Annotated in this window: 17 protein-coding genes; 7 read left to right on the top strand and 10 right to left on the bottom strand. The window is 71.2% G+C overall.

Going from position 1 to position 19,428, the window contains the following annotated elements:
• Nucleotides 1–138 precede the first annotated feature (138 nt).
• Genes QSK30_RS12380 through QSK30_RS12390 form a run of 3 tightly spaced genes read right to left on the bottom strand, consistent with a single transcriptional unit; the run spans nucleotide 139 to nucleotide 2,155 of the window.
• Nucleotides 139–525 (bottom strand): hypothetical protein, encoded by a 387-nt coding sequence (locus QSK30_RS12380; RefSeq protein ID WP_285502392.1) that lies wholly within the window; start codon nucleotides 523–525, stop codon nucleotides 139–141.
• Nucleotides 526–567: 42 nt separating this feature from the next.
• Nucleotides 568–1,608 carry a hypothetical protein gene (locus QSK30_RS12385; protein ID WP_285502394.1) on the bottom strand — a complete coding sequence of 347 codons (1,041 nt, stop codon included), beginning with the start codon at nucleotides 1,606–1,608 and terminating at the stop codon, nucleotides 568–570.
• The gene (locus tag QSK30_RS12390; protein ID WP_285502395.1) at nucleotides 1,601–2,155 is read right to left on the bottom strand and encodes a hypothetical protein; all 555 of its coding nucleotides are present in this window, start codon (nucleotides 2,153–2,155) and stop codon (nucleotides 1,601–1,603) included. Before QSK30_RS12390 ends, QSK30_RS12385 begins: the two co-directional genes overlap by 8 nt.
• A 645-nt stretch (nucleotides 2,156–2,800) precedes the next feature.
• On the opposite strand from QSK30_RS12390, the gene QSK30_RS12395 reads away from it, so the two are divergent.
• From QSK30_RS12395 to QSK30_RS37155, 4 genes are all read left to right on the top strand, one after another.
• Entirely contained in the window at nucleotides 2,801–3,814 is a 1,014-nt protein-coding gene (locus tag QSK30_RS12395; protein ID WP_285502397.1) for a hypothetical protein, read from the top strand.
• Between the two features lie 371 nt (nucleotides 3,815–4,185).
• On the top strand, nucleotides 4,186–4,374 hold the full coding sequence (locus QSK30_RS12400) for a hypothetical protein (RefSeq protein ID WP_285502398.1): 189 nt from the start codon (nucleotides 4,186–4,188) through the stop codon (nucleotides 4,372–4,374).
• 272 nt (nucleotides 4,375–4,646) lie between these two features.
• Complete coding sequence (locus QSK30_RS12405) at nucleotides 4,647–5,606, top strand: small ribosomal subunit Rsm22 family protein (RefSeq protein WP_285502399.1); 960 nt, start codon at nucleotides 4,647–4,649, stop codon at nucleotides 5,604–5,606.
• 932 nt (nucleotides 5,607–6,538) lie between these two features.
• On the top strand, nucleotides 6,539–6,838 hold the full coding sequence (locus QSK30_RS37155; protein ID WP_285502400.1) for a sigma factor-like helix-turn-helix DNA-binding protein: 300 nt from the start codon (nucleotides 6,539–6,541) through the stop codon (nucleotides 6,836–6,838).
• A gap of 216 nt (nucleotides 6,839–7,054) precedes the next feature.
• Here QSK30_RS37155 and QSK30_RS12415 read toward each other — a convergent pair whose 3' ends face one another.
• Complete coding sequence (locus QSK30_RS12415; RefSeq protein ID WP_285502401.1) at nucleotides 7,055–8,011, bottom strand: LysR family transcriptional regulator; 957 nt, start codon at nucleotides 8,009–8,011, stop codon at nucleotides 7,055–7,057.
• Between the two features lie 280 nt (nucleotides 8,012–8,291).
• Between QSK30_RS12415 and QSK30_RS12420 the strand changes: the two genes are divergently transcribed.
• Entirely contained in the window at nucleotides 8,292–10,784 is a 2,493-nt protein-coding gene (locus QSK30_RS12420) for a collagenase (protein ID WP_285502403.1), read from the top strand.
• Nucleotides 10,785–10,841: 57 nt separating this feature from the next.
• Here the strand turns inward: QSK30_RS12420 and QSK30_RS12425 are convergent, their stop codons facing one another.
• The 4 genes from QSK30_RS12425 to QSK30_RS12440 are packed head-to-tail and all read right to left on the bottom strand — an operon-like array spanning nucleotide 10,842 to nucleotide 16,365.
• A complete protein-coding gene (locus tag QSK30_RS12425) occupies nucleotides 10,842–11,969 on the bottom strand; it encodes an acyl-CoA dehydrogenase family protein (RefSeq protein ID WP_285502405.1) in 1,128 nt (375 codons plus the stop codon).
• A 31-nt stretch (nucleotides 11,970–12,000) separates the two neighbouring features.
• A complete protein-coding gene (locus QSK30_RS12430) occupies nucleotides 12,001–13,617 on the bottom strand; it encodes an FAD-binding oxidoreductase (protein ID WP_285502407.1) in 1,617 nt (538 codons plus the stop codon).
• 24 nt (nucleotides 13,618–13,641) lie between these two features.
• On the bottom strand, nucleotides 13,642–15,567 hold the full coding sequence (locus tag QSK30_RS12435) for a flavin-containing monooxygenase (protein ID WP_285502409.1): 1,926 nt from the start codon (nucleotides 15,565–15,567) through the stop codon (nucleotides 13,642–13,644).
• A gap of 12 nt (nucleotides 15,568–15,579) precedes the next feature.
• On the bottom strand, nucleotides 15,580–16,365 hold the full coding sequence (locus tag QSK30_RS12440; protein ID WP_285502410.1) for an SDR family NAD(P)-dependent oxidoreductase: 786 nt from the start codon (nucleotides 16,363–16,365) through the stop codon (nucleotides 15,580–15,582).
• 171 nt (nucleotides 16,366–16,536) lie between these two features.
• On the opposite strand from QSK30_RS12440, the gene QSK30_RS12445 reads away from it, so the two are divergent.
• Both QSK30_RS12445 and QSK30_RS12450 read left to right on the top strand, forming a co-directional pair.
• Nucleotides 16,537–16,977 (top strand): nuclear transport factor 2 family protein, encoded by a 441-nt coding sequence (locus tag QSK30_RS12445; RefSeq protein WP_285502412.1) that lies wholly within the window; start codon nucleotides 16,537–16,539, stop codon nucleotides 16,975–16,977.
• Nucleotides 16,978–16,993: 16 nt separating this feature from the next.
• Complete coding sequence (locus QSK30_RS12450; RefSeq protein ID WP_285502414.1) at nucleotides 16,994–18,001, top strand: hypothetical protein; 1,008 nt, start codon at nucleotides 16,994–16,996, stop codon at nucleotides 17,999–18,001.
• Nucleotides 18,002–18,261: 260 nt separating this feature from the next.
• Here the strand turns inward: QSK30_RS12450 and QSK30_RS12455 are convergent, their stop codons facing one another.
• Together QSK30_RS12455 and QSK30_RS12460 are read right to left on the bottom strand one after the other, a co-directional pair.
• On the bottom strand, nucleotides 18,262–19,188 hold the full coding sequence (locus tag QSK30_RS12455; RefSeq protein WP_285502416.1) for an aromatase/cyclase: 927 nt from the start codon (nucleotides 19,186–19,188) through the stop codon (nucleotides 18,262–18,264).
• Nucleotides 19,185–19,427 (bottom strand): acyl carrier protein, encoded by a 243-nt coding sequence (locus tag QSK30_RS12460; protein ID WP_285502418.1) that lies wholly within the window; start codon nucleotides 19,425–19,427, stop codon nucleotides 19,185–19,187. The genes QSK30_RS12455 and QSK30_RS12460 overlap by 4 nt, the downstream gene beginning before the upstream one ends.
• Nucleotide 19,428 lies beyond the last annotated feature (1 nt).

A 19,428-nucleotide genomic window follows, 5' to 3' on the forward strand; every position in this document is an offset into this window, starting at 1 on the left:
TCCCGGGTGATCCGACACCGCCCCCACCTGCCGGGGACCACGCTCGACGGACCTGAGGTCCGAGCATGGTCCCACCGGACAAGCAACGTGGACAACGGATCGAGCCATCTCCGTCGTGGGGGGCTCACCCGCGGGTGATCAGCGGGTGGGCCTCGCCCGGCGCCCGGCCCGGGCGACCATCAGGACGCCGAGGGCGATCATCCCCAGGGCGGAGCCGACCACCGCGAGGACCGGGAGGTCGAGCCCGGTGGCGGCGATGGTCGGGACGACCGGGCTCGCGGCGGCGGGCGGCAGCGGTTGCGGCAGTGGTTGCGGCAGCGGGGTGGGCGTGGGCGTGGGTTGCGCGGGCCGGACGATGCGGAAGCTCACGTCGGTGGTGTCACTGTCCGCTGTGGACGGTGCGGTGGTGGTCTGCGCGGCCGCGTGGGCGGCCGAGGCCAGTGGGACCAGGAAAGCCGCGATCACCACGCCGAGCCCCGCGGCCCGGGCGGCGGTCCCGCGTCGTCCGGTCGTCTTGTCCGTCATGTCGCCTCCTGCGCCTCGCGCCGGGTGGCCCCGGCGTGCTGACTATCCATTGAGGACCGGCTGAGCCGGTTCGATCGATCCCGCCCGCTCGGCGGACTTCTTCTTCCCGTGCCTGCGCAGCAGGTAGAGGCCCGCCAGGAGCAGGGCCACGACGGAGGCGATGAGCCACGGGTTGGTCAGCGGGCTGCCCGCCTCGCCGACGCTGCCCGCCGCCGGGAAGGTGATCAGCGCGGTCGCGCTGTCCTTGGCGGTGCCGCTCGCCAGGTCGACGCGCATCGTCCAGGGGCCGTTGGGCAGCTGCTCGGGGAACCGCACCGTGACTGTGCCCGACTGCGCCGGGCCGAGGGTCGTGCCCGTGCTCACCGCGAACGGTCCGGCCGTCAGCATCCCCGGGCCGTTGGACAGCACGGCCGCGCCGGTCAGGTCCAGCGCGCGGCCACCGGTGTTGGCCACGTGCACGGCCACCGAGGGGACACCCGCGTCGTCGCGCATCGGGACGAGGTCACCGATGGCGAAGGACGAGACCGGCTCCCCGCCGGGACCGATGTCCAGGTAGAGCCGGATCCCGACGCGGTGGACCTGCTTGATGGCGGTGCCGCTGTCCGGGTCGACCGCGGTCGAGGCCCAGAGCACCGCGTACCGCTCGCCGGGCGGCGCGGTGGGCGGCACCGCGATGGTCACCTTCAGCGTCGCGGACTTGCCCGGCCCGAGGTCCACCCGGGTGTGGTCGAGGGAGATCCAGTCGGCCAGCTCGTTGGTCGCGTGGCCCTCGCCGAAGCGGAACCGCCCGTCCTCGATCGTCGCGGCCGCCGGGTAGAGGTCGATGGCCTGCCGGTCGCCGGACTTGTTCGCCACCAGGACCTTCCGGTCCACCAGGGTGCCCGGTGGCAGGTGGTCCACGATGTAGCGCAGGGCCCGGGGGTCGTCGCGGCGGTTCACCGGGGCGTCGAGCAGCTGGATCCCGATGCCCCCCGCGGCCGCGGTCCCCGGCTGGCGCGCCGCGCCCGCGGCGGTGGTCCCGAGGGAGGTCAGGACCACCACCGCGAGCGCCGCCGAGGCGAGCAGTCTCCGGTGCTCAGGCAACGGAGTGCGTGACCGTGCCCGTGAAGTCGCCGGCCTGGCTGTCCAGCGGCACGTTCACCGAGATGGACGCGCTCCACCCGGCGGTGTTGTTGCCGGTGCCCCCCGTGTGGGTGAACGCGGTCAGCGGCGCGACGTTGTCCAGCGCCTGGGCCCCCGCGAGGTTTGTCTGCGCGGGGGTGAACGTGCCGTTGCCGGTGGTCGCGGTGGCGGGCCCGGACCAGTAGTCCACTTCGGACGCCAGCACGGTCTCCGACGGCGTCGCCGCCCCGGCGGTGAAGTCGGTCGAGGTCACCGTGGCCAGCCACGACGCGTCGGGCGCCGCGCGGCCGTCGGTGACCGCCACCGTGCCGAGCGACCCGTTGATCACCGTGCCCGGCGCGCCGGTGCCCAGGTCCGCGGAGGGGGGCGCGACGATGTCGAGGGTGCCCGCCAGCAGTTCGAAGGTCACCACCGTGTCGTCGGTGGGGTCCGCGGCGGCGGGTGCCGCGGCCAGCCCGACGGCCATCGCGCTGCAGGCGAGCACGCCGAGGAAGGTGCGAGTGCGCATGGAAAATCCTGTCTGTGGGGGGTTTCCAGTGGAAGGGCTGAACTCGCGCTGGACCACGGGCCCGACATCACCCTAGGCGCGACACGCCGTTCCCTCCAGCAAACAGCAACGAATTCCGGTACTTTTCTCAATCGTGTCGACGGGGCCACGATTTCGTGGCGCTCTGTGTCGCGATCGCATATTTCCACCTCGGCGCAGCGAATTCTCGCTGCGGTGCGCTGACTGTCTGTGGGTGTGCCGCGGTGATCATTCCAGGTAGCGGCGCACCGGACCGGAGAACCATCGATTTTCCGAGATTCTGTCGCGCGCGGGTTTCCCTGTTCGCAGGCTTTCCTGCTCACCCTGGCGACGGGGCGGTCGACCACGGCTGGCACGGTGGACCGCCGACCTCTCGACCGGCGGGTGTGTTGTTTGGCCTGTCACAGTGTGGGTACTCCCTGTGCGCGGGAGCGTCGCTCGTCCCGCCAGCGCCCGAGCCCCCGGTGCGACGGCGGTTCTCGCATTCACGGGTACCGCGCTGGAACCGATTTGGTCCCCACGTATGAGTTTCCGCGGTGTGCGGAGACCCAAGTCCCCGCGCCTCGCCCACAGCCGATCCTCGTTCATTTCCGGCTCGTCCCCGGAACCGCCACAGGAGAAACACCCATGAGCACCAGACCCGGCGGTGGCACCCACCGCGATGGCACGGCCCCCGCGCCGGAATCGCACGTCCAGAGCCTCAACCCGGACCAGCGGGCGCGGAACCACCCCGACCAGCGTCCGGCGGCCGTCGACTCCCAGCCCGACCAGCACGCTCGGCCCGACCAGCACATCCGGCCCGAGCAGCGCGGTCAGCTGGACGAGCACGCCCGGTCCGATCAGTACGCCCGGCCCGAGCAGAGCGCTCAGCTGGACCGGCACGCCCCGCTCGACGAGTACACCCGGCCTGACCAGCACCTCCGGCCTAACCAGCACGCCCGGCCCGATCAGCACATCCGGCCCGAGCAGAGCGCTCAGCTGGACCGGCACGCCCAGCTCGACGAGCACACCCGGCCTGACCAGCACCTCCGGCCCGACCAGCACGCCGGGCCGGACCAGCAGTTCCAGCCGGACCAGCGCCCGGAGTCGCACGGCACTGTCCTCAACCGGCAGAAGGCCCGGTTCGGCGGCATCAAGTGGGGTTCGGCGTTCTTCGGCTGGCTCACCGCGATCGGCACCGCCGTGCTGCTCTCCGCGCTCGTCGTCGCCGTCGGGGGCGCGATGGGCCTGTCCATGACCACCGCCGAGCAGGCTCGGCAGGGCCTCGACACGACGCGGGGCACGGGTCTCGCGGGCGCCATCACCGCCGCGGCCGTCCTGCTGGTCGCCTACTACTGCGGCGGCTACGTCGCCGGTCGGATGGCCCGGTTCCACGGCATGAAGCAGGGAATCGCCGTCTGGGTCTGGACGATCGTCATCACCGTCGTGGTCGCGATCCTCGCCGCTGTCGCCGGGGTCCAGTTCGACGCCCTGACCGACATCGACGGCCTCCCACAACTGCCCACCAACGACGGCGCGCTCGCTATCACCGTCGGCGCGGTCCTCGCGCTCGCGGTCGCCCTCATCGGCTCGATCCTCGGTGGTCTGGCCGGCATGCGCTTCCACCGCAAGATCGACCGCGCCGACCTCGACGCCCCCTGACGGTCTCCCCCCTGCCACGGCACGGGGGAGTTGTCCGTCAAGGCCTGACCATGTAGCCGGCGAGCCGCGCCTGTCCGAGCGCGGCTCGCCGGTTCCATGTCCGGAGGCGTCGACCTGGACGCGGATGGCGAGGCCCTCGAAGGACAGTCCGCCCCGGACGGGTGCGGGGGAGGGCACGACAGGGCGATGGCCGTCGCGGCACTGCGGCATTCGATGGATGATCGGCCACCAACGAGTGGAAAATGATCACTCAGGGCCGGCAGGAATGGCACGCTGATCTCGAACGAGTGAGATCGCCCGCGGCCGCGTAGCGAGGCCGGCGGAGGCGTCGATGCACGGGTCGGAGCCGATTCCGTGAAGTCGCCGACCTGGTGAGGTGCGCCGTCCGATCCCTGCCGCGAGTCCCGGTGCTGCTCGGCGCGGTCGTCCTGCTCGCGGGCCTGCTGGCGATGCGTCTGGCGGGTACTGGTTTCCCACTGCTCACCGTGCTGCTGCCAGGGCTCGGCCTCGTGGTCGTCGGCGGCGCGCTCGCGCTCGGCCCACCACGCGGCAGACCGTAGATCGCGCCAACCTGACCTGGCGGACGCGATCGTCCAGATCACCCAGCAGATCCGATGGCCCCCGACGCGAGCGGGGTAGGTAACCGGTCTCGGTCGCGGCGGGTGGGGTGTGCGCGGTCTCGGCGCCGATGCGCGACCCGTCGCCGTGGCTGCGGTGGCATCGCCCCACCGAGGTCGCCGGGGGGCGGACATTCCACCGGCCCGGGACGCCGAGCCCGCGCAGTGCGGGCGGCGCTCTGACGGCGTCGAGTGGTCCGGCATGATGACCGGCCATGACCACCCTGTCCGACGCCCTCGACGCCGAGGTGGCCCGCTTCCCAGCGAGCCGGATGGCGGACTCGGTGCAGAGCCTCATCCAGCGCTACCGCACCGGCGTCGACCCGACCGAGCAGGTCCTGGACGCCGAGATCACCGTGGCGGCCTACGCGGCCTACCGGATGCCCGCGACCCACGCCGCGACCACCTCGGTACTGGCCAGGGTCGCCGCACTGGCACCGGACTTCACCCCCACCCGACTCGTCGACGTCGGCGGCGGCACCGGCGCGGCCGCGTGGGCAGCGGTCGAGACCTGGCCATCCTTGACCTCGGTCACCGTCCTCGACCGGTCAGCGGGCGCACTCGCCCTGGGTCGAAAGCTCGCGGACCACTCAGCCTCGGCGGTCCTGCGCTCGGCCAACTGGGGCCGGTCATTGGTCGCAGGAGCGGTCGAGGTCCCCACCTCGGACGTGGTGACGCTGTCCTACGTGCTCAACGAACTCGCCGAGCACACCCGCACCGCGCTCCTGCGCTCCCTGATCGACACCACGGAGTGCCTGGTGGTGATCGAACCGGGCACGCCTGCCGGCTACGAGCGAGTCCTGGCCGCCCGCGCTGAATTGATCGCGGCCGGAATGCACGTGCTGGCACCGTGCCCACACGACGCACCGTGCCCCATCACCGCAGGCCAGGACTGGTGCCACTTCAGCGCGCGCCTGGGGCGCGCGGCACTGCACCGCAAACTCAAGACCGCGACCCTCAACTACGAGGACGAGAAGTTCTCCTACGTGGTGGCCACGAAGTTCCCGGCGGAACGAGCGGCGGCAAGGGTCCTAAGACACCCGGTCAAACGGAAGGGATTGGTATCACTCCGATTGTGCGCGGAGGACGGACTGGCAGACCGAATGGTCACCAAACGCACACCAGAGAACTACCGCACAGCAAGGGATGTCGAATGGGGCGACAGCTGGGATTAGAAAGAAGCTTTTGTCTTTATCTCTAAATCTCTGAATCTCTAAATGCTGAGCCCGCTGGTACGCAAGACCCGTTACGTTTGTGCTCGATTGGGTGGACTGCCTTCGTGTGGGGGGAGAGTACCGCTAAACTTGCCGTGTGGTGGGGATGCCCTTCACCCCACGCTTTTTCCCCACCGCGGTGCTCTAGGGGCCCCGCACGAAGGCAGTCCAGCCAATCGAGCCCCGCTCTTACTCGGGCAGCTCGTGGGATGTGCCGCACACCGACCCACGGTCGACCTCGGCGGCGGCTCATCGCTTGGGCTGCCCGAGGAAAAGACGGGGGCTCGATCTAGTGAACTCGCTTCGTGTGGGGCCCCTAGAGCACCGCGGTGGAGAGAAAAGGGCAGGTAAGGGCATCCCCACCCACGGCAAGTTTAGCGGCACTCTCCCCCCACACGAAGCGAGTCCACTAGATCGAGCATCCGTAGCGGGTGTCGCTTTCCAGCGGGGTCGGCCTCACCGCTGCGGTTTGGTGGGGGACGGGATTCGCTTGGGTGCTGGTGGGGTCGGGATCCTGTTGGTGCGTACCGGCGGGCCGGCCTTTCCGCTGCGGTTTGCTGGGGGACGGGATTCACTTGCGTGCCAGCGGGGTCGGCCTATCCGCTGCGGTACCAGCGGGGGTGGGATGCCGCTGCGGTTTGGCGGGGTCGGGATCTTGTTGCGTTCCAGCGGGGTCGGCCTTTTCCGCTGAGGGTGGGTGAGTGTTAGGTGGGGGCGGTCTTTCTGCTGTGCTGGCTGGGTGGGTGGGGAGTGAGGCGATTTCTCTCTGCTTCGGGTTGGCGGTGCCGGGCTGGCTCTCACGGTGAGTAATGCTACTGGCGCGAAGAGTGGTTGCCATGGCGTGTACTTGGTCAGAACTGGGAAAATCTTGGCCAGTTGGGAAAAATCGCACTGTGGGAACCGTCATGGTGTGGCGGCTCGTGCGTCCACTGATCATGCGGATGTCCCAGACCCCACACCACCGACGGGTCGTCATCCCTCGACCCCGGTGGGACGCGGCCGACCCGATGGCCGCGCTCAGTCCACTCCAACGGCGGATCCTCCTGCTGCGCGTCGCTCGCGGTCGCAGTGCCGAAGAGGTCGCCACCGAACTGTCCATGTCCCCGATGGCCGTGCGGGTCGTGCAGCACCGAGCGCTCGAGGTGCTGCGCGCACACTTGGCGGGTGAGGCCGGTCAGCCCACCCCGGGCTGACGCGGCCGGCCGGGGCGTGTCCGGCTCCCGGCCACGGCATCGACGGTGCCCACTCGGCGACGGACCACAGGGTCCGCGCCGAGTGGGCCTGGCGGAGTGGCATCGGACCTGCCGCACCTGCCGCACCTGCCGCACCTGCCGCACCCGACCGGGTGGGGTGCCGGGCTGCGCCAGGATTGGCATCCGGCGGTGTGGCCGTGCGGCCAGCCGACGGGGTCAGCCCAGTCTGGGGTGGACCTCCGGGTGGTCCCGCCACCAGTCCCGGAAGGTCGGGCTGAGCAGCGCGTGCTCGGTGTAGGCCCCGGCCGCCGCCCGGTAGGTGCGGTCGACCTCGTCCTCGCCCAGCCGGTCTCGGCGCCAGGCCAGGACGAGGCGGATCAGCATTGGTTCCCCGGTCAGCGGCTTGATCGCCAGGCCGGGGCCGCCCATCGACGTCGGCTCGACCAGTTGCACCGCCTGTCCGCCCGCGATCAGCTGCCTGCCGCCCCCGCTGGGTGCCTCGAACCGCACGCGGGGTAGGAAGCCCGCTTTTCGGCACGCCGCGCGCAGTGCGGTGAGGGAACCGTCGTCGGCGCCCGGTGGGCAGATCCAGGCCTCCTCGGCCAGGTCGGCCAGGTCCACCTCGTCGGCGTGGGCCAGTCGGTGGTCGGCCGAGATCGCGACGAACACCGGGACCTTCGGCACCAGGGTCCGGTGGACCACGTTCCTGGCCTGCGGCACGTCCTGCTCGTCGCTCATCCCGAGCACCGCCGCGTCCAGGCGACCGTGCGCGAGGGAGTGCGCCAGCATCGTGCTCGACGGTTCGACCTGGAGGGTGATCTCGGCTTCCGGCAGTCCGGCGTCGAGCCGCTCGACCAGGGTGCCCACGCACTCCATGTGCACGGTGCCCACCCGGATCGCGTGGTCGCCGCCGACGTGGGCCAGGTCCGCGCCGAAGGCGTCCAGTTCGGTGAGCAGGAGCCGGGCCCGGCGCAGCACCCGCTCGCCCAGTGGGGTCGGGGCGGTGCCCGCGCGGCTGCGCTGGAACAGCTGCCCGCCGACCGAGCGCTCCACCCGCTGCAGCAGCAGCGTCAGCGACGGCTGGGAGACCCCGAGCGCGGTGGCGGCCTGGGACAGGCTGCCCGCCTCGGCGATCGCGCAGATCGCCCTCAGGTGCCGAATCTCCAGATCCATAGGCAAAGACTATAGAGCGAAGTCATTACCCGGGACCCCCTGACGGTGTGAGGCTGCACCGGCACACGGCGATATCAACCGCCGGAAGGAGAAAACGTCCGCCGAGTGTCCACTCCCGACTGATCGCCAGACGGCCGTTCCGCGAAACCCCTCTCGGGCAACGCCTTCCGCGTGCGGCGACCGTCTCACATGTCGGGCGCGACCGGAGCCTCCCACTCCGGTGGTCCCTGCCGTCCCCACCGGGCGCACCGCCCGGGTCCCCATCCTGCGGAGAACACACTTGTCCAGAATCCGCCCGCGCCGCGGGCCGCTCAGGCTGTCCTTGATCGCCGCCGCGCTCGCCGCGGCCGTCGTCATCCCCACCAACACCGGGCAGGCCGCACCCGCGCCCGCCCCGGTGCCCGTCACCCAGCAGGCCGAGCACGGCGGGCACGCGGCCAAGACCGCCACCCCGCTCAAGGACCGCGGGCCGCTGCCCTCGGCCAAGGACGAGCTGCGCCGCGACTACGACGTGCCCGACAAGGCACCGTCGGCCCGGCTCGCCGTCGCCGCGTGCGACCCCGCGCAGTTCTACAGCCGCACGGGATCCGCGCTGGTTCAGTACATCCGGACCGCCGCCGTCGACTGCGTCAACTCGTTGTTCTCGCTCACCGGCTCGGCCGCCTCGGCCGCGTTCCGCGAGTCGCAGATGAGCTCGGTCGCCTATGGTCTGCGCGACAACGCCGCCGCCTACCCCGGCGACAACTCCACCGGCACCGCCCAGCTCGTGCTCTACCTGCGCGCCGGGTACTTCGTGCAGTGGTACAACCCCGACGTGGTCGGGCCCTACGGCGCGTCGCTGCGCACCGCGATCCGCTCGGCCCTCGACGGGTTCTTCGCCAACTCGCGTGCGTTCACCGTCAGCGAGGCCAACGGCCTGACGCTGTCCGAGGCCGTGGTCCTCATCGACAGCTCCCAGGAGAACGCGCGCTACCTCTCCGTCGTGCAGCGCCTGCTCACCGGTTACACCAGCGCTTACGACTCGTCGCCGTCGATGCTCGCCGCGGTCAACAACGTCTACACCGTGCTCTTCCGCGGCCACCAGGTCCCGGAGTTCGTCACCGCCGTGCAAGCCGACCCCGGCGTGACCGACACGCTGAGCCGGTTCGCGCTCGGGCACCTCGACCTGCTCGCCACCGACCGGTCCTACCTGGTCGCCAACGCGGGCCGTGAGCTGGGCCGGTTCCTGCAGCACCAGCCCCTGCTCACCAAGGTCCGGCCGCTGGCCAAGGGACTGCTCGACCGCAGCACGATCACCGGCACCAGCGGGCGGCTGTGGGTCGGCGTGGCCGAGATGGCCGACTTCTACGACAAGGCGAACTGCTCCTACTACGGCGTCTGCGACCTCGCCGCGCGCCTGGCCGCCGCGATCCTGCCGATCACCCACACGTGCAGCGGCTCGCTGCGCATCCGCGCCCAGGCGATGACGGCCGCCGAGCTGTCGGCGTCGTGCACGAGCCTGGCCAACCAGGACGCGTACTTCCACCGCGCGGTGAGCGATCCCGGTCCGGTGGCCAACGACCGCAACACCACGCTCGAGGTGGTCGTGTTCGACTCGAGCACCGACTACCAGACCTACGCGGGCTCGATGTTCGGCATCGACACCAACAACGGCGGCATGTACCTCGAGGGCGATCCCGCCGCGACGGGCAACCAGCCGCGGTTCATCGCCTACGAGGCCGAGTGGCTGCGCCCGTCGTTCGAGGTGTGGAACCTCAACCACGAGTACACCCACTACCTCGACGGCCGCTTCGACATGTTCGGCGACTTCACCGCGGGCATCAGCACCCCGACCATCTGGTGGATCGAGGGCTTCGCGGAGTACATCTCCTACTCCTACCGCAACGTCCCCTACACCGCCGCGACCACTGAGGCGGCGAAGCGCACCTACCCGCTGAGCACCTTGTTCGATACCACCTACGACCACGACACCACTCGCATCTACCGGTGGGGCTACCTCGCGGTGCGGTACATGCTCCAGTCGCACCCGTCGGAGATGGCCACGGTGCTCGGGCACTACCGCTCGGGCAACTGGACCGCGGCGCGGACGCTGCTCAAGACCACGATCGGCACCCGCTACGACAGCGACTGGTACACCTGGCTCGACGCCTGCGCCGCCGGGTCCTGCGGTGGCGGCACGCCGACGAACCGACCGCCCACCGCGGACTTCACCTCGACGGTCAGCGGTCTGACCGCGACCTTCACCGACCGCTCCACCGACTCCGACGGCACGATCTCCGCGCGCCGCTGGGAGTTCGGCGACGGCACGACGGCCACCACCGCCGCGCCCAGCAAGACCTACACCGCGGCGGGCACCTACACGGTCCGGCTCACGGTGACCGACAACTCGGGCGCCACCGGCACGGTCACCAAGTCGGTGGTCGTGGGTGGCACCGGCGGGGTCACCGAGTGCACGGGCAGCGACCTCCGGACGCTCGGCAAGAACTGCCAGCGGTCCAACCGGTCCGCGACGGGCTCCTGGTACCACCACATGTACCTGCTGCTCCCGTCCGGCACGACCCAGCTGCGGATCACCGCGACCGGTGGCACGGGCAACTGCGACCTCTACTACAGCCCGACCACCTGGGCCACCACCGCCGCGGCGACGCTGCGGTCGACCAACGCGGGCAACACCGAGTCGATCACGGTGGCGAACCCGGCGGCGGGCTACGTCTACGTGAGCCTGAAGGGAGCCACCGACTGTGCGGGCGTCACAGTCACCACCCGCTACTGAGGCAGGGCTCTAGCGGGTGAGCGCGGGTCCCGGTCCCCGGTGGGGGACCGGGACCCCTCACAGTTCCAGCAACCGGTCGGTGTAGGCGATCGCGGCGGGCTCCAGCTGCAGCGCGACGTGGGTGGACGCGGAGTTCACGTCCCGCCAGTACCGCTGCAGCGGGTTGGCCACCGACTGGCCGGTGGTCCCGGCGGCCCGGAACAGCCGGTCGACGGCGCCGACCAGTGTCTCCACGCCCAGCGCGCAGTCGCGCAGCGTGCGGGCCACCTCCAGCGGGGTCACATCGCTGCCGCGGTCGGCGGTGGCCGAGGCCCGGTCGAACAGCAGCTCCACCGCGTCGATCTCACCGGCCGAGCGGGCCAACACGGTGTCGTAGGTGGCCCGGGTGAGCCCGGGACCTCTCGCCGGTGCGCGCAGCTTGCCCGCGATGTACGCCGACGCAGAGGCCAACGCCCCGCGCGCGGCCCCGAGCGCGGGCGTGGCGAACGAGAGCCCGTTGACCGCCTGCAACGGCACCTGGTGACAGTGCGCGCTAGACGCCATGGCCCCACCGGTGAACAAGTCCTCGCGCGGGAACGCCCGATGGGCCGGTACGAACACCTCGGCGGTGCTGACGGTATTGCTACCGGTCGCCTGCATGCCGACGTTGAGCCAGGTGTCGCGCACCGCGAACGACGCGCGCGGAACCGCGAACATCATCCCCACCGGGCCGTTGTCGCCCGGCGCCATCCCGCACAGCAGCGCCCAGTCGGCGAAGTCGACGCCGCTGACGTAGGGCCACTCGCCGCTGAGCCGCCAGCCGCCCGGCACGGCTGTCACCGTGCCGAGCGGCATGAGCGACCCGACCACCACCGGGTCCGGGCCCTGCCCCCAGACCTCGTGCTGGCCCGTCGCGGGCAGGTAGGCGGCCATCCTGGACAGGCTGGCCGCGATCGAGGCGCACCACGCGGTCGCCGGGCAGGCGGCGCCCAGGACGGCCACCGCCCGGCTCAGCTCGACGAACGTGCCCGCCGAGCCGCCGTGCGCGCGCGGGACGAAGTGCCGCGCGAACCCGGAGGCGCGCAGCGCCTCGACGACCGGTGGCGCGAGCGTGCGCCCGGCCTCGGAGGTGACCGCGTGCTCGGCGGCCAGCGCGGCCAGTCCGGGGGCGGTCGCGGTGATCGTGGTGTCGTGGGTGAGGGTCATGCCCCACTCCCTTCGTGGTCCACAGTGGACATCAGGCGGGCTCGACGGACTGGGAGTGGCGGAAGAAGTTCGTCGGGTCCCAGCGCGACTTGACCTGGCGCAGGCGCGGGTAGTTCGCGCCGTAGTACAGGGTCGACCAGGGCACCCCGGAGCGGTTGACCGACAGGTCGCGGATCTCCGGGTCCGGCGAGTTGATGTAGCAGCCGCCGGTCTGCGCGTTGGGGACCGGGTAGCCGCCGGTGGCCGCGAAGGCGTCGGCGTAGGTCTCGCGCAGCCAGCGCAGGTGGGCCGGGTCCTCGGCCGCCTCGTCCCAGAAGTTCTCGAACAGGGCCAGGAACGCGGCGTCGCGGTGGACGTAGGCGGTCGCGCCCGGCGGCACCGTGTTCACCCGGCCGCCCGCCACGCCGTAGAGCTGGAGGGTCGCGGTGGGGTTGGCGTAGTCGTCGCGGGTCATGTTCCGGTACAGGGTGGCGATCTGCGCGTCGGTGAAACCCTTGCGCATGTAGGCGCTCTTCACCGCTCCGCGCTTGGTGGGGTCGGTGAGCAGGGCCGGGTCGGCGGTGCCGATCTTGCGGGTGGCGGCCAGCCACGGGAGCCGCCGCGCGGGCGGGATGAACATGCCGGTGTCCTTGCTGACCGCGGCCAGGTAGTCGGCCAGCAGCCGCTCGGCTCCGGGCAGCGTGGCGTCCATCTGGGTCAGCAGGCCGATACCACCGCTTGCCTTGTGCGCCAGGAAGACGCCACCGGACAACGCGGCGTACGGGGAGTCGGCGGCGGTGTTGGCCACGTGCCAGTCGCCGTAGTTGCGCAGCAGGTTGGTGAACGCGGTCAGGGACAAGCCCTGCCACGGCATCCCCATCCGGTGCACCAGCACCTCGCGCGGCGGGCGCGGCAGCTGCTCGCCCGGGTCGCTCCCGCGGGCGTCGGCCGAGCGGAACCAGTACCGGGTGATGATCCCGAAGTTGCCCCCGCCACCACCGGTGCACGCCCACCACAGGTCGTGGTTCGGGTCCCTGGGGTCGCGACTGGCGACCACCTTGCGGACGTCGCCGTCGCGGTCCACCACCACGACCTCGACCGCCTCGATGTGGTCGGCGACGACGCCGTACCGCCGCGACAGCAGCCCGTACCCGCCGCCGCAGGCGTGCCCGCCCACGCCGACGGTCAGGCACACCCCGCCCGGGACGACCACGCCCCAACCCCGGTAGAGGGTGGCGTACACGTCGCCGAGCTGGGCACCAGCCTCGACCGAGAACGCGCGCCGCCGCTCGTCGTAGTCGATCCGGTCCATAGTGGACAGGTCGATGACCACCTGGGTGGCGTCGTTGTAGACGAAGTCCGCGTAGCAGTGCCCGCCGCTGCGCACGGTGACCCGCTTGCCGGCGCGCACCGCGTCCCGCACCGCCCGCACGACCTGGTCGGCGTCGCGCACCAGCCGCACCGCCTCGGGCCGGGCCACGAACCGGCGGTTGTTGCCCACGACGAGCTCGGCGTAGCGCGGGTCGCCCGGGCGCACCGCCGCCCGCTCCGCCACCGATCCCACCGCCGGTTCCGCGGCGTTGCCCGGGGTGACCGCCGCGAGCCCACCGGCCGCGGCGGCCCCCGCCGCCGCACCGATCAAGACCCCGCGCCTGTTGATGCTCGCCATCGCCGTCCTCTCGTGTCTGCTGTCTCAACCCAGCTCGTAGTCGGCCGGGTGCACTGCTCGGGTGCGCCGCCAGTACTCCAGCGCGGAGAAGGGCCAGTTCTGCGCCGACCGGCCCCGCGCGCGGTCGACCGCCCAGGTGCGCACCGACGAGAAGCCCCAGGCGCGCTCGCGGTTGGCCGCGTCGACCCAGGCGTTGTGGTCGTCGTGCGCGGCGCGGCGCACCGACAGCGCGCGGTGCCCGCCGGTGAGCAGCAGCCGGACCGCGTCGAGCAGGTAGCCGACCGCGCACTCGGAGAAGTAGAAGATGCTGCCGCCCTGGCCGGACAGGTTGGTGTTGGGGCCGTAGAGGCAGAACAGGTTCGGGAACCCGGGCACGGTCATGCCCAGGTACGCGCGGGCGTCGCCGTCCCACGCCTCGTGCAAGTCGACCCCATCCCGACCGGTCACCCGCATCGGCGCCAGGAACCCCGACGCGGCGAAACCGGTGGCGTAGACGACGACGTCGAGCGGGTGGTCGCCGCCGCCATCGGTGCGTACCCCGGTCGGGGTGATCCGTTCGATGGCGTCGGTGACCAGGTGGACGTCCGGGCGTTTGAGCGTGGCGAGCCAGGCGCCGTCATCGCGCAGGACCCGCTTGGCGCCCACCGGGTAGTCGGGCACGACGTGCGGGCGCAGCCATGGCGCGTCGGCCAGCTGGGCGTCCATGGCGTCGGCGAGTGCGCCCCGCATCTCCTCGTTGAGTCGCGACACCGCGCGTTCGGTGGGTGGGTAGTCGGGGTCGACCACCCACGCCTCCAGCACACCCCGCAGACCGGGCGCGAACAGCCAGAACCGGTACCACGCCAGGTAGTACGGCACATGCTCGAACAACCACCGCAGGCCCACGGGCACGGGGGAGCGGTAGTGCGGGGTCGGCCGCAGCCAGGCCGGGGTGCGTTGGAAGACAGTCAGTTCGGCCACCTCGTCGGCGATCGCCGGCACGATCTGGAACGCGCTCGCGCCGGTGCCGATCACCCCGACGCGCTTGCCCGCGAGGTCCACCGAGTGGTCCCAGCGCGCCGAGTGGAACGCGGGCCCGGTGAAGTCGTCGCGGCCGGGGATGTCCGGTAGCGACGGGCGGTTGAGCTGGCCGACCGCGCTCACCAACACCTCGACCTCGGCGGTGTCCGGCCCGTCCGGGGTGTCCAGGGTCAGCCGCCACGTGGCGCTGTCCTCGTCCCACGCCGCCGCGCGCACCTCGGTGTCGAACCGGACGCGGTCGCGCAGACCGAACTCCTTGGCGAAGTCGCGGAAGTAGGCGAGCAGCTCGTCCTGCGCGCAGAAGTAGTCCGGCCAGTCCGACTTGGCCGCGAACGAGTAGCCGTAGAGGTGGCTCGGCACGTCCACCCGGCAGCCCGGGTACGTGTTCTCCCACCAGGTCCCACCGACCTCGGGGTTCTTCTCGAACACGGTGACCGGCACGCCTGCCTGCGTCAACCGGTGCGCGGCCAGCAGCCCGCTCATCCCGGCGCCGATGACCCCGACCCGCAGCTCGCGGTCCGGCGCCACGTCCTCGACGTGCCAGCCAGGGACCTTCGGGTCGTCCCCGGCCCCCACCACCTCCTCGGCCAGCAGCGGCGCGAACTCCGCGCCGCCGGGGCCCAGCGCCCACTCGGCGACCCGGGCCAGCGCCGACTCGTCCGGCGGCGGGACCGGCGGGCAGCCCTGGTCGCGGTAACGCGCCAGGGCTGCCAACGCCCGCTCGCGGACCTGCTCCTGCCGGGCGGTGGGGAGCCCGCCCTGCGGCCGGAAGAGCCACCCGGTGTCCGCGTAATCGGTCCTCAGCAAGGAGAAGTCCCCGGTCAGGTGGGCGATCGCGATCAGCAGCGCGGGCACGTCGGCCTCGGCCAAGTGCGCGCGCAGTTCGTCGTCGCCCGCGGTGATCCGGCGCGGCGGCGCGGTCAGCGTCATCGGCGCGCCCGGTCAGTAGTTGCCGAGGCCGCCGCAGACGTTGAGCGCCTGCGCGGTCACCGCCCCGGTGCCCTCGCCGACGAGGTAGGCGACCATCGCGGCCACCTCCTCGACCTGGACGTAGCGCCCGACCGGCACCCGGGCGGTGATCCGGTCGAACGCCTCGTCGACCGACACGCCCCAGATGTCGGCGTAGTGCTCGCGCACCCGCTCGGCCATCGGCGTCTCGACGAAACCCGGGCACACCGCGTTGACCGTGACGCCGGTCTTGGCCAGCTCCAGCCCCAGGGCCTTGGTGAACCCCACCACCCCGTGCTTGGACGCCGAGTACGGCGCGGCGTGCACCACGCCCTGCTTGCCGCCGGTGGAGGCGATGTTGACCACCCGGCCCCAGCCCCGGTCCGCCAGCCCGCCCCGGGTGAGCACCGCCCTGGTCACCAGGAACACGCTGTTCAGGTTGGTGTTGATCACGTCGAACCAGAGCTCGTCGGTGAGCTCGGCGGTGGCCCCGCCACCGCTGCGCCCGGCGTTGTTGACCAGCACGTCAACCGGCCCGAACCGGTCGACCGCGGCGTCGACGAACGCGCCGACCTCCGCGGGCACGGTCACGTCGCAGGCGCTCCCGTCGACGTCGTGGCCCTTGTCCTGGAGGGACTTCACCGTGGCGGCGAGGACGTCGGCGTGCCGCGCGCAGACGTACACGCTCGCCCCGTCCGCCGCCAGGCGCTCGGTGATCGCCAGCCCCATCCCGCTCGTCGCGCCGGTCACGACGGCGACGGGCCGCTCGGGTCGCGCCATGGTGTGTTCCTCCCTCGACCGTGCTGCACCGGACGGTGTGAAGGCTGGCCCGGCGCCCTCGAACCCCGGACGAACCGCCCTTGAGGCACCCCCGCCCACGCTTCGAGCGCGCCACTAGCGGCCCTGGTCACGGTGGTGCTCCTACCCGTGTCGACCAACCTGGAGGGGCCGATGACGACCACCGAGAGCACCACCGAGGTAACCGCCGAGCGCTACGCCGAGGTCCAGCACTTCTACGCCCGCCAGATGCGCCTGCTCGACGACCGGGACTTCCCCGCCTTCGCCGCCACGTTCACCGAGGACGGCGAGTTCAGCCACACCCCCGGCCACGCGGTGTCCACCCGCGCCGGGATCGTCGCCGAGCTGCACGAGTTCCACCGCCGCTTCGACGGCGACCCGGTGGTCCGCAGGCACTGGTTCGACATGATCGTCCTCGACCCGGCCCCCGGCGGCGCCCTCACCGCGAGCTTCTACGCCTACGCGATCACCGTCCGCCCCGGCGGCGACCAGGTGGTCGGCCCGAGCTGCCTGGTCCGCGACGTGCTCGTCCGCGAAGCGGGACAACTGCGCAACCGCTCCCGGCACGTCACCCAAGACCGCCTGACCTTCTGACGGGAGACGAGAAACCTTGTCACACCAACGATCCCGACGCGTCACGGCGCTCGTCCTGGCGGGCGTGCTGGGCGCGGCCCTCGTCGCGGCGGCGGCCCTCCCGGACCGCCACCCCGCCACCGAGGCCGTGTGCTTGCAGGGCGACCCGCAGGACACCCAACGCGACGGGGTCCTGCCCACGTCGCTGGCAGCCGAGGTCTACCGGGCCACCCGCTCCTACCCGGGCCCGTGCGCGGTCTACGGCACACCGAAACCCATGGGCCGCGCCCAGATCCAGACCTTCGCCCAACTCCGCGGTCCCCAACCCGTGCGACTCGGCTTCGTCTTCGACGCCGACGCCCTCGACGGCCTGCCCACCGCGATGACCGACGGCACCCACTGCCACGACGTCGACGGGAACGGCAAGGTCGACCAGCACACCGAGTGCGTGCACAGCCACGACACGACCCTGGACCTGCCGCGCGAGTTCACCGCCCGGGTCGGCGGCCCCTTCACCTGGGGCCTGATCACCTGGGACCCGCACGGCCACGCGCCGGGCACCATCTACGGCCTGCCCCACTTCGACTTCCACCTGTACATGCAGGACCAAGCGGCCAGGGACGCCATCCGCACCGGGCCGTGCGGGGGAGAGGGTCTTATCAACTGCGACGACCTCGCCACGGCACACGTGCCGGTGCCGGACCGCTACCGCCCGGCCGACTTCGCCGATGTGGGGGCGGTGGTGTCCGCCATGGGCAACCACCTCACCGACCCGACCGGGCCTGAGTTCAACGGGGCCACCTTCACTCATACGTTCATGTACGGCGCTTATGCGGGTGACATCACGTTCTACGAACCGATGATCACGCGGGCTTGGCTGGTGGAGGTGGTGCAGAGTGGGCGTGGGGCTTGCCGGGACATCAAACCGCCCGCGGCTTGGAAGGTCGCTGGGTGGTATCCGACTCGTTATTGTGTGGACTATCGGGCTAATCGGCATGAACTGTCTGTGGCGTTGACTGATTTCGTGCTGCGTTCGGCTTCCTGATGGCTTGTGGCTCGCTTGTGGGTCGTGCAGGGTGTCCCTGAATCCCCTACGCCAAGTGTGACTACGGCCTGCGGTTCTTTGTCAAGGCGGGAGAGAGTACCTTGACAAAGAAACCGCAGGCCGTGTTTTGGCTGCGTATGGAATGCAGGGGGAGGGCTGGTCAGGAGGGACTTGTCGGGGCCTGGTGCTGCTTGGTTGGGTGGCTGGGTTGGTGAGTAGAGAAAGAGAAGAGAAGGGCGAATGGGAAAGTGGTGGTGGTGCTAGGCGATCGTGGCGGCTGCTAGTGCGTGTCCTAGGGTGGCCAGGCTGTTGCGTCCCAATGCTTCCCGAACGGACTGGCGGGCTTCTGCGACGGTTCCGCCGGTCAGCTCCGCCACCGCGGCCGGATCGAGCACGACAGTGTGCGTCGCGGTAGCCACCACGAGGTCTCCGTTTTGTGTGAACGTCCACAAACCCCCGTGCCCCAGCAACAACCGTGGTGGTTGTACCTGCTTGTAGGAGATCCACTCTCCATCGGAGCACACCCGCAACGACTGGGTTCGGTGGCTGGTGCCGTCTGGGGTCACGGTGTCCATCTCCAGTTCCTGGACCCCGCCCCCGTGCGACCCGACCACGACCCGGGAGACGTGTGGCAATCGCTCGGCCCACAGGTCGGCCCGGGCCACGAACTCGTACGCCGCCGCGGCGGACCCGGGTAGCGAGACCTCGTCGGTGAATGAGAACAGCAGGTCGTCGACCGGGTGACCGGCCTGTGCCACCCGGGCCAACGCCCCCAGTTCGGCGGCGCTGTTCCGGTCCAGTGCCGCGTGTACCGACGCGACCGACCCCGGTGCGTCGTCCACCACGCTGAACTGGTGGGTCAGCACCACCTCGGTCCGCCCGCCTGCCAGCTCCCGGAACACCCAGGAGCCCGACATCGCGGTGACCGGTGGACTGCTCACCTCCTGCGCGAACTCGACCCGCAACCGGTCGGGGTCCAGTTCGCGTCGGGAGGTCCAGTCCACAACGGACCCGTTGACGGTGGCCCAGATCCGGAACCGCTCCGTCCTCGAACCCTGCGACAGCCGGTGCACGTGCACGCACGGCCTGAAGATCGCGGGCCACACCCCGACATCCGCGACGAGTCCATACAGGACATCCGGTGTCGCGTTGATCACCTGCGCGTGTTCGGCCCGGTGCGTGGTCATCGCGCCACCGACCCGTTGACCAGGGCCAACAGCGCGCCCGGTGTGCGGGCCTCGGCCAGCTCGTCCTCCGGGATCGACACCCCGTACTCCTGCTCGACCAGCGCCGCGCACTCCATCAGCGCCAGCGAGTCGTAGCCCAGCTCCTCGAACGGCGTGTCGGTGATGTCCCCGGCCAGTCGCAGGGTCTCATCCGCCCCGGCCGCCGCCACGATCACCCGTCGCAAATCGTCGATGTTCATC

The sequence above is a fragment of the Actinokineospora sp. NBRC 105648 genome (assembly GCF_030269645.1).
Lineage (GTDB): Bacteria > Actinomycetota > Actinomycetes > Mycobacteriales > Pseudonocardiaceae > Actinokineospora.

Coding starts and splice junctions, on each gene's coding strand:
- QSK30_RS12380 (WP_285502392.1), bottom strand. CDS start 525: ATGACGGACAAGACGACCGGACGACGCGGGACCGCCGCCCGGGCCGCG.
- QSK30_RS12390 (WP_285502395.1), bottom strand. CDS start 2,155: ATGCGCACTCGCACCTTCCTCGGCGTGCTCGCCTGCAGCGCGATGGCC.
- QSK30_RS12395 (WP_285502397.1), top strand. CDS start 2,801: ATGAGCACCAGACCCGGCGGTGGCACCCACCGCGATGGCACGGCCCCC.
- QSK30_RS12405 (WP_285502399.1), top strand. CDS start 4,647: ATGACCACCCTGTCCGACGCCCTCGACGCCGAGGTGGCCCGCTTCCCA.
- QSK30_RS12415 (WP_285502401.1), bottom strand. CDS start 8,011: ATGGATCTGGAGATTCGGCACCTGAGGGCGATCTGCGCGATCGCCGAG.
- QSK30_RS12425 (WP_285502405.1), bottom strand. CDS start 11,969: ATGACCCTCACCCACGACACCACGATCACCGCGACCGCCCCCGGACTG.
- QSK30_RS12430 (WP_285502407.1), bottom strand. CDS start 13,617: ATGGCGAGCATCAACAGGCGCGGGGTCTTGATCGGTGCGGCGGCGGGG.
- QSK30_RS12435 (WP_285502409.1), bottom strand. CDS start 15,567: ATGACGCTGACCGCGCCGCCGCGCCGGATCACCGCGGGCGACGACGAA.
- QSK30_RS12440 (WP_285502410.1), bottom strand. CDS start 16,365: ATGGCGCGACCCGAGCGGCCCGTCGCCGTCGTGACCGGCGCGACGAGC.
- QSK30_RS12445 (WP_285502412.1), top strand. CDS start 16,537: ATGACGACCACCGAGAGCACCACCGAGGTAACCGCCGAGCGCTACGCC.
- QSK30_RS12455 (WP_285502416.1), bottom strand. CDS start 19,188: ATGACCACGCACCGGGCCGAACACGCGCAGGTGATCAACGCGACACCG.
- QSK30_RS12460 (WP_285502418.1), bottom strand. CDS start 19,427: ATGAACATCGACGATTTGCGACGGGTGATCGTGGCGGCGGCCGGGGCG.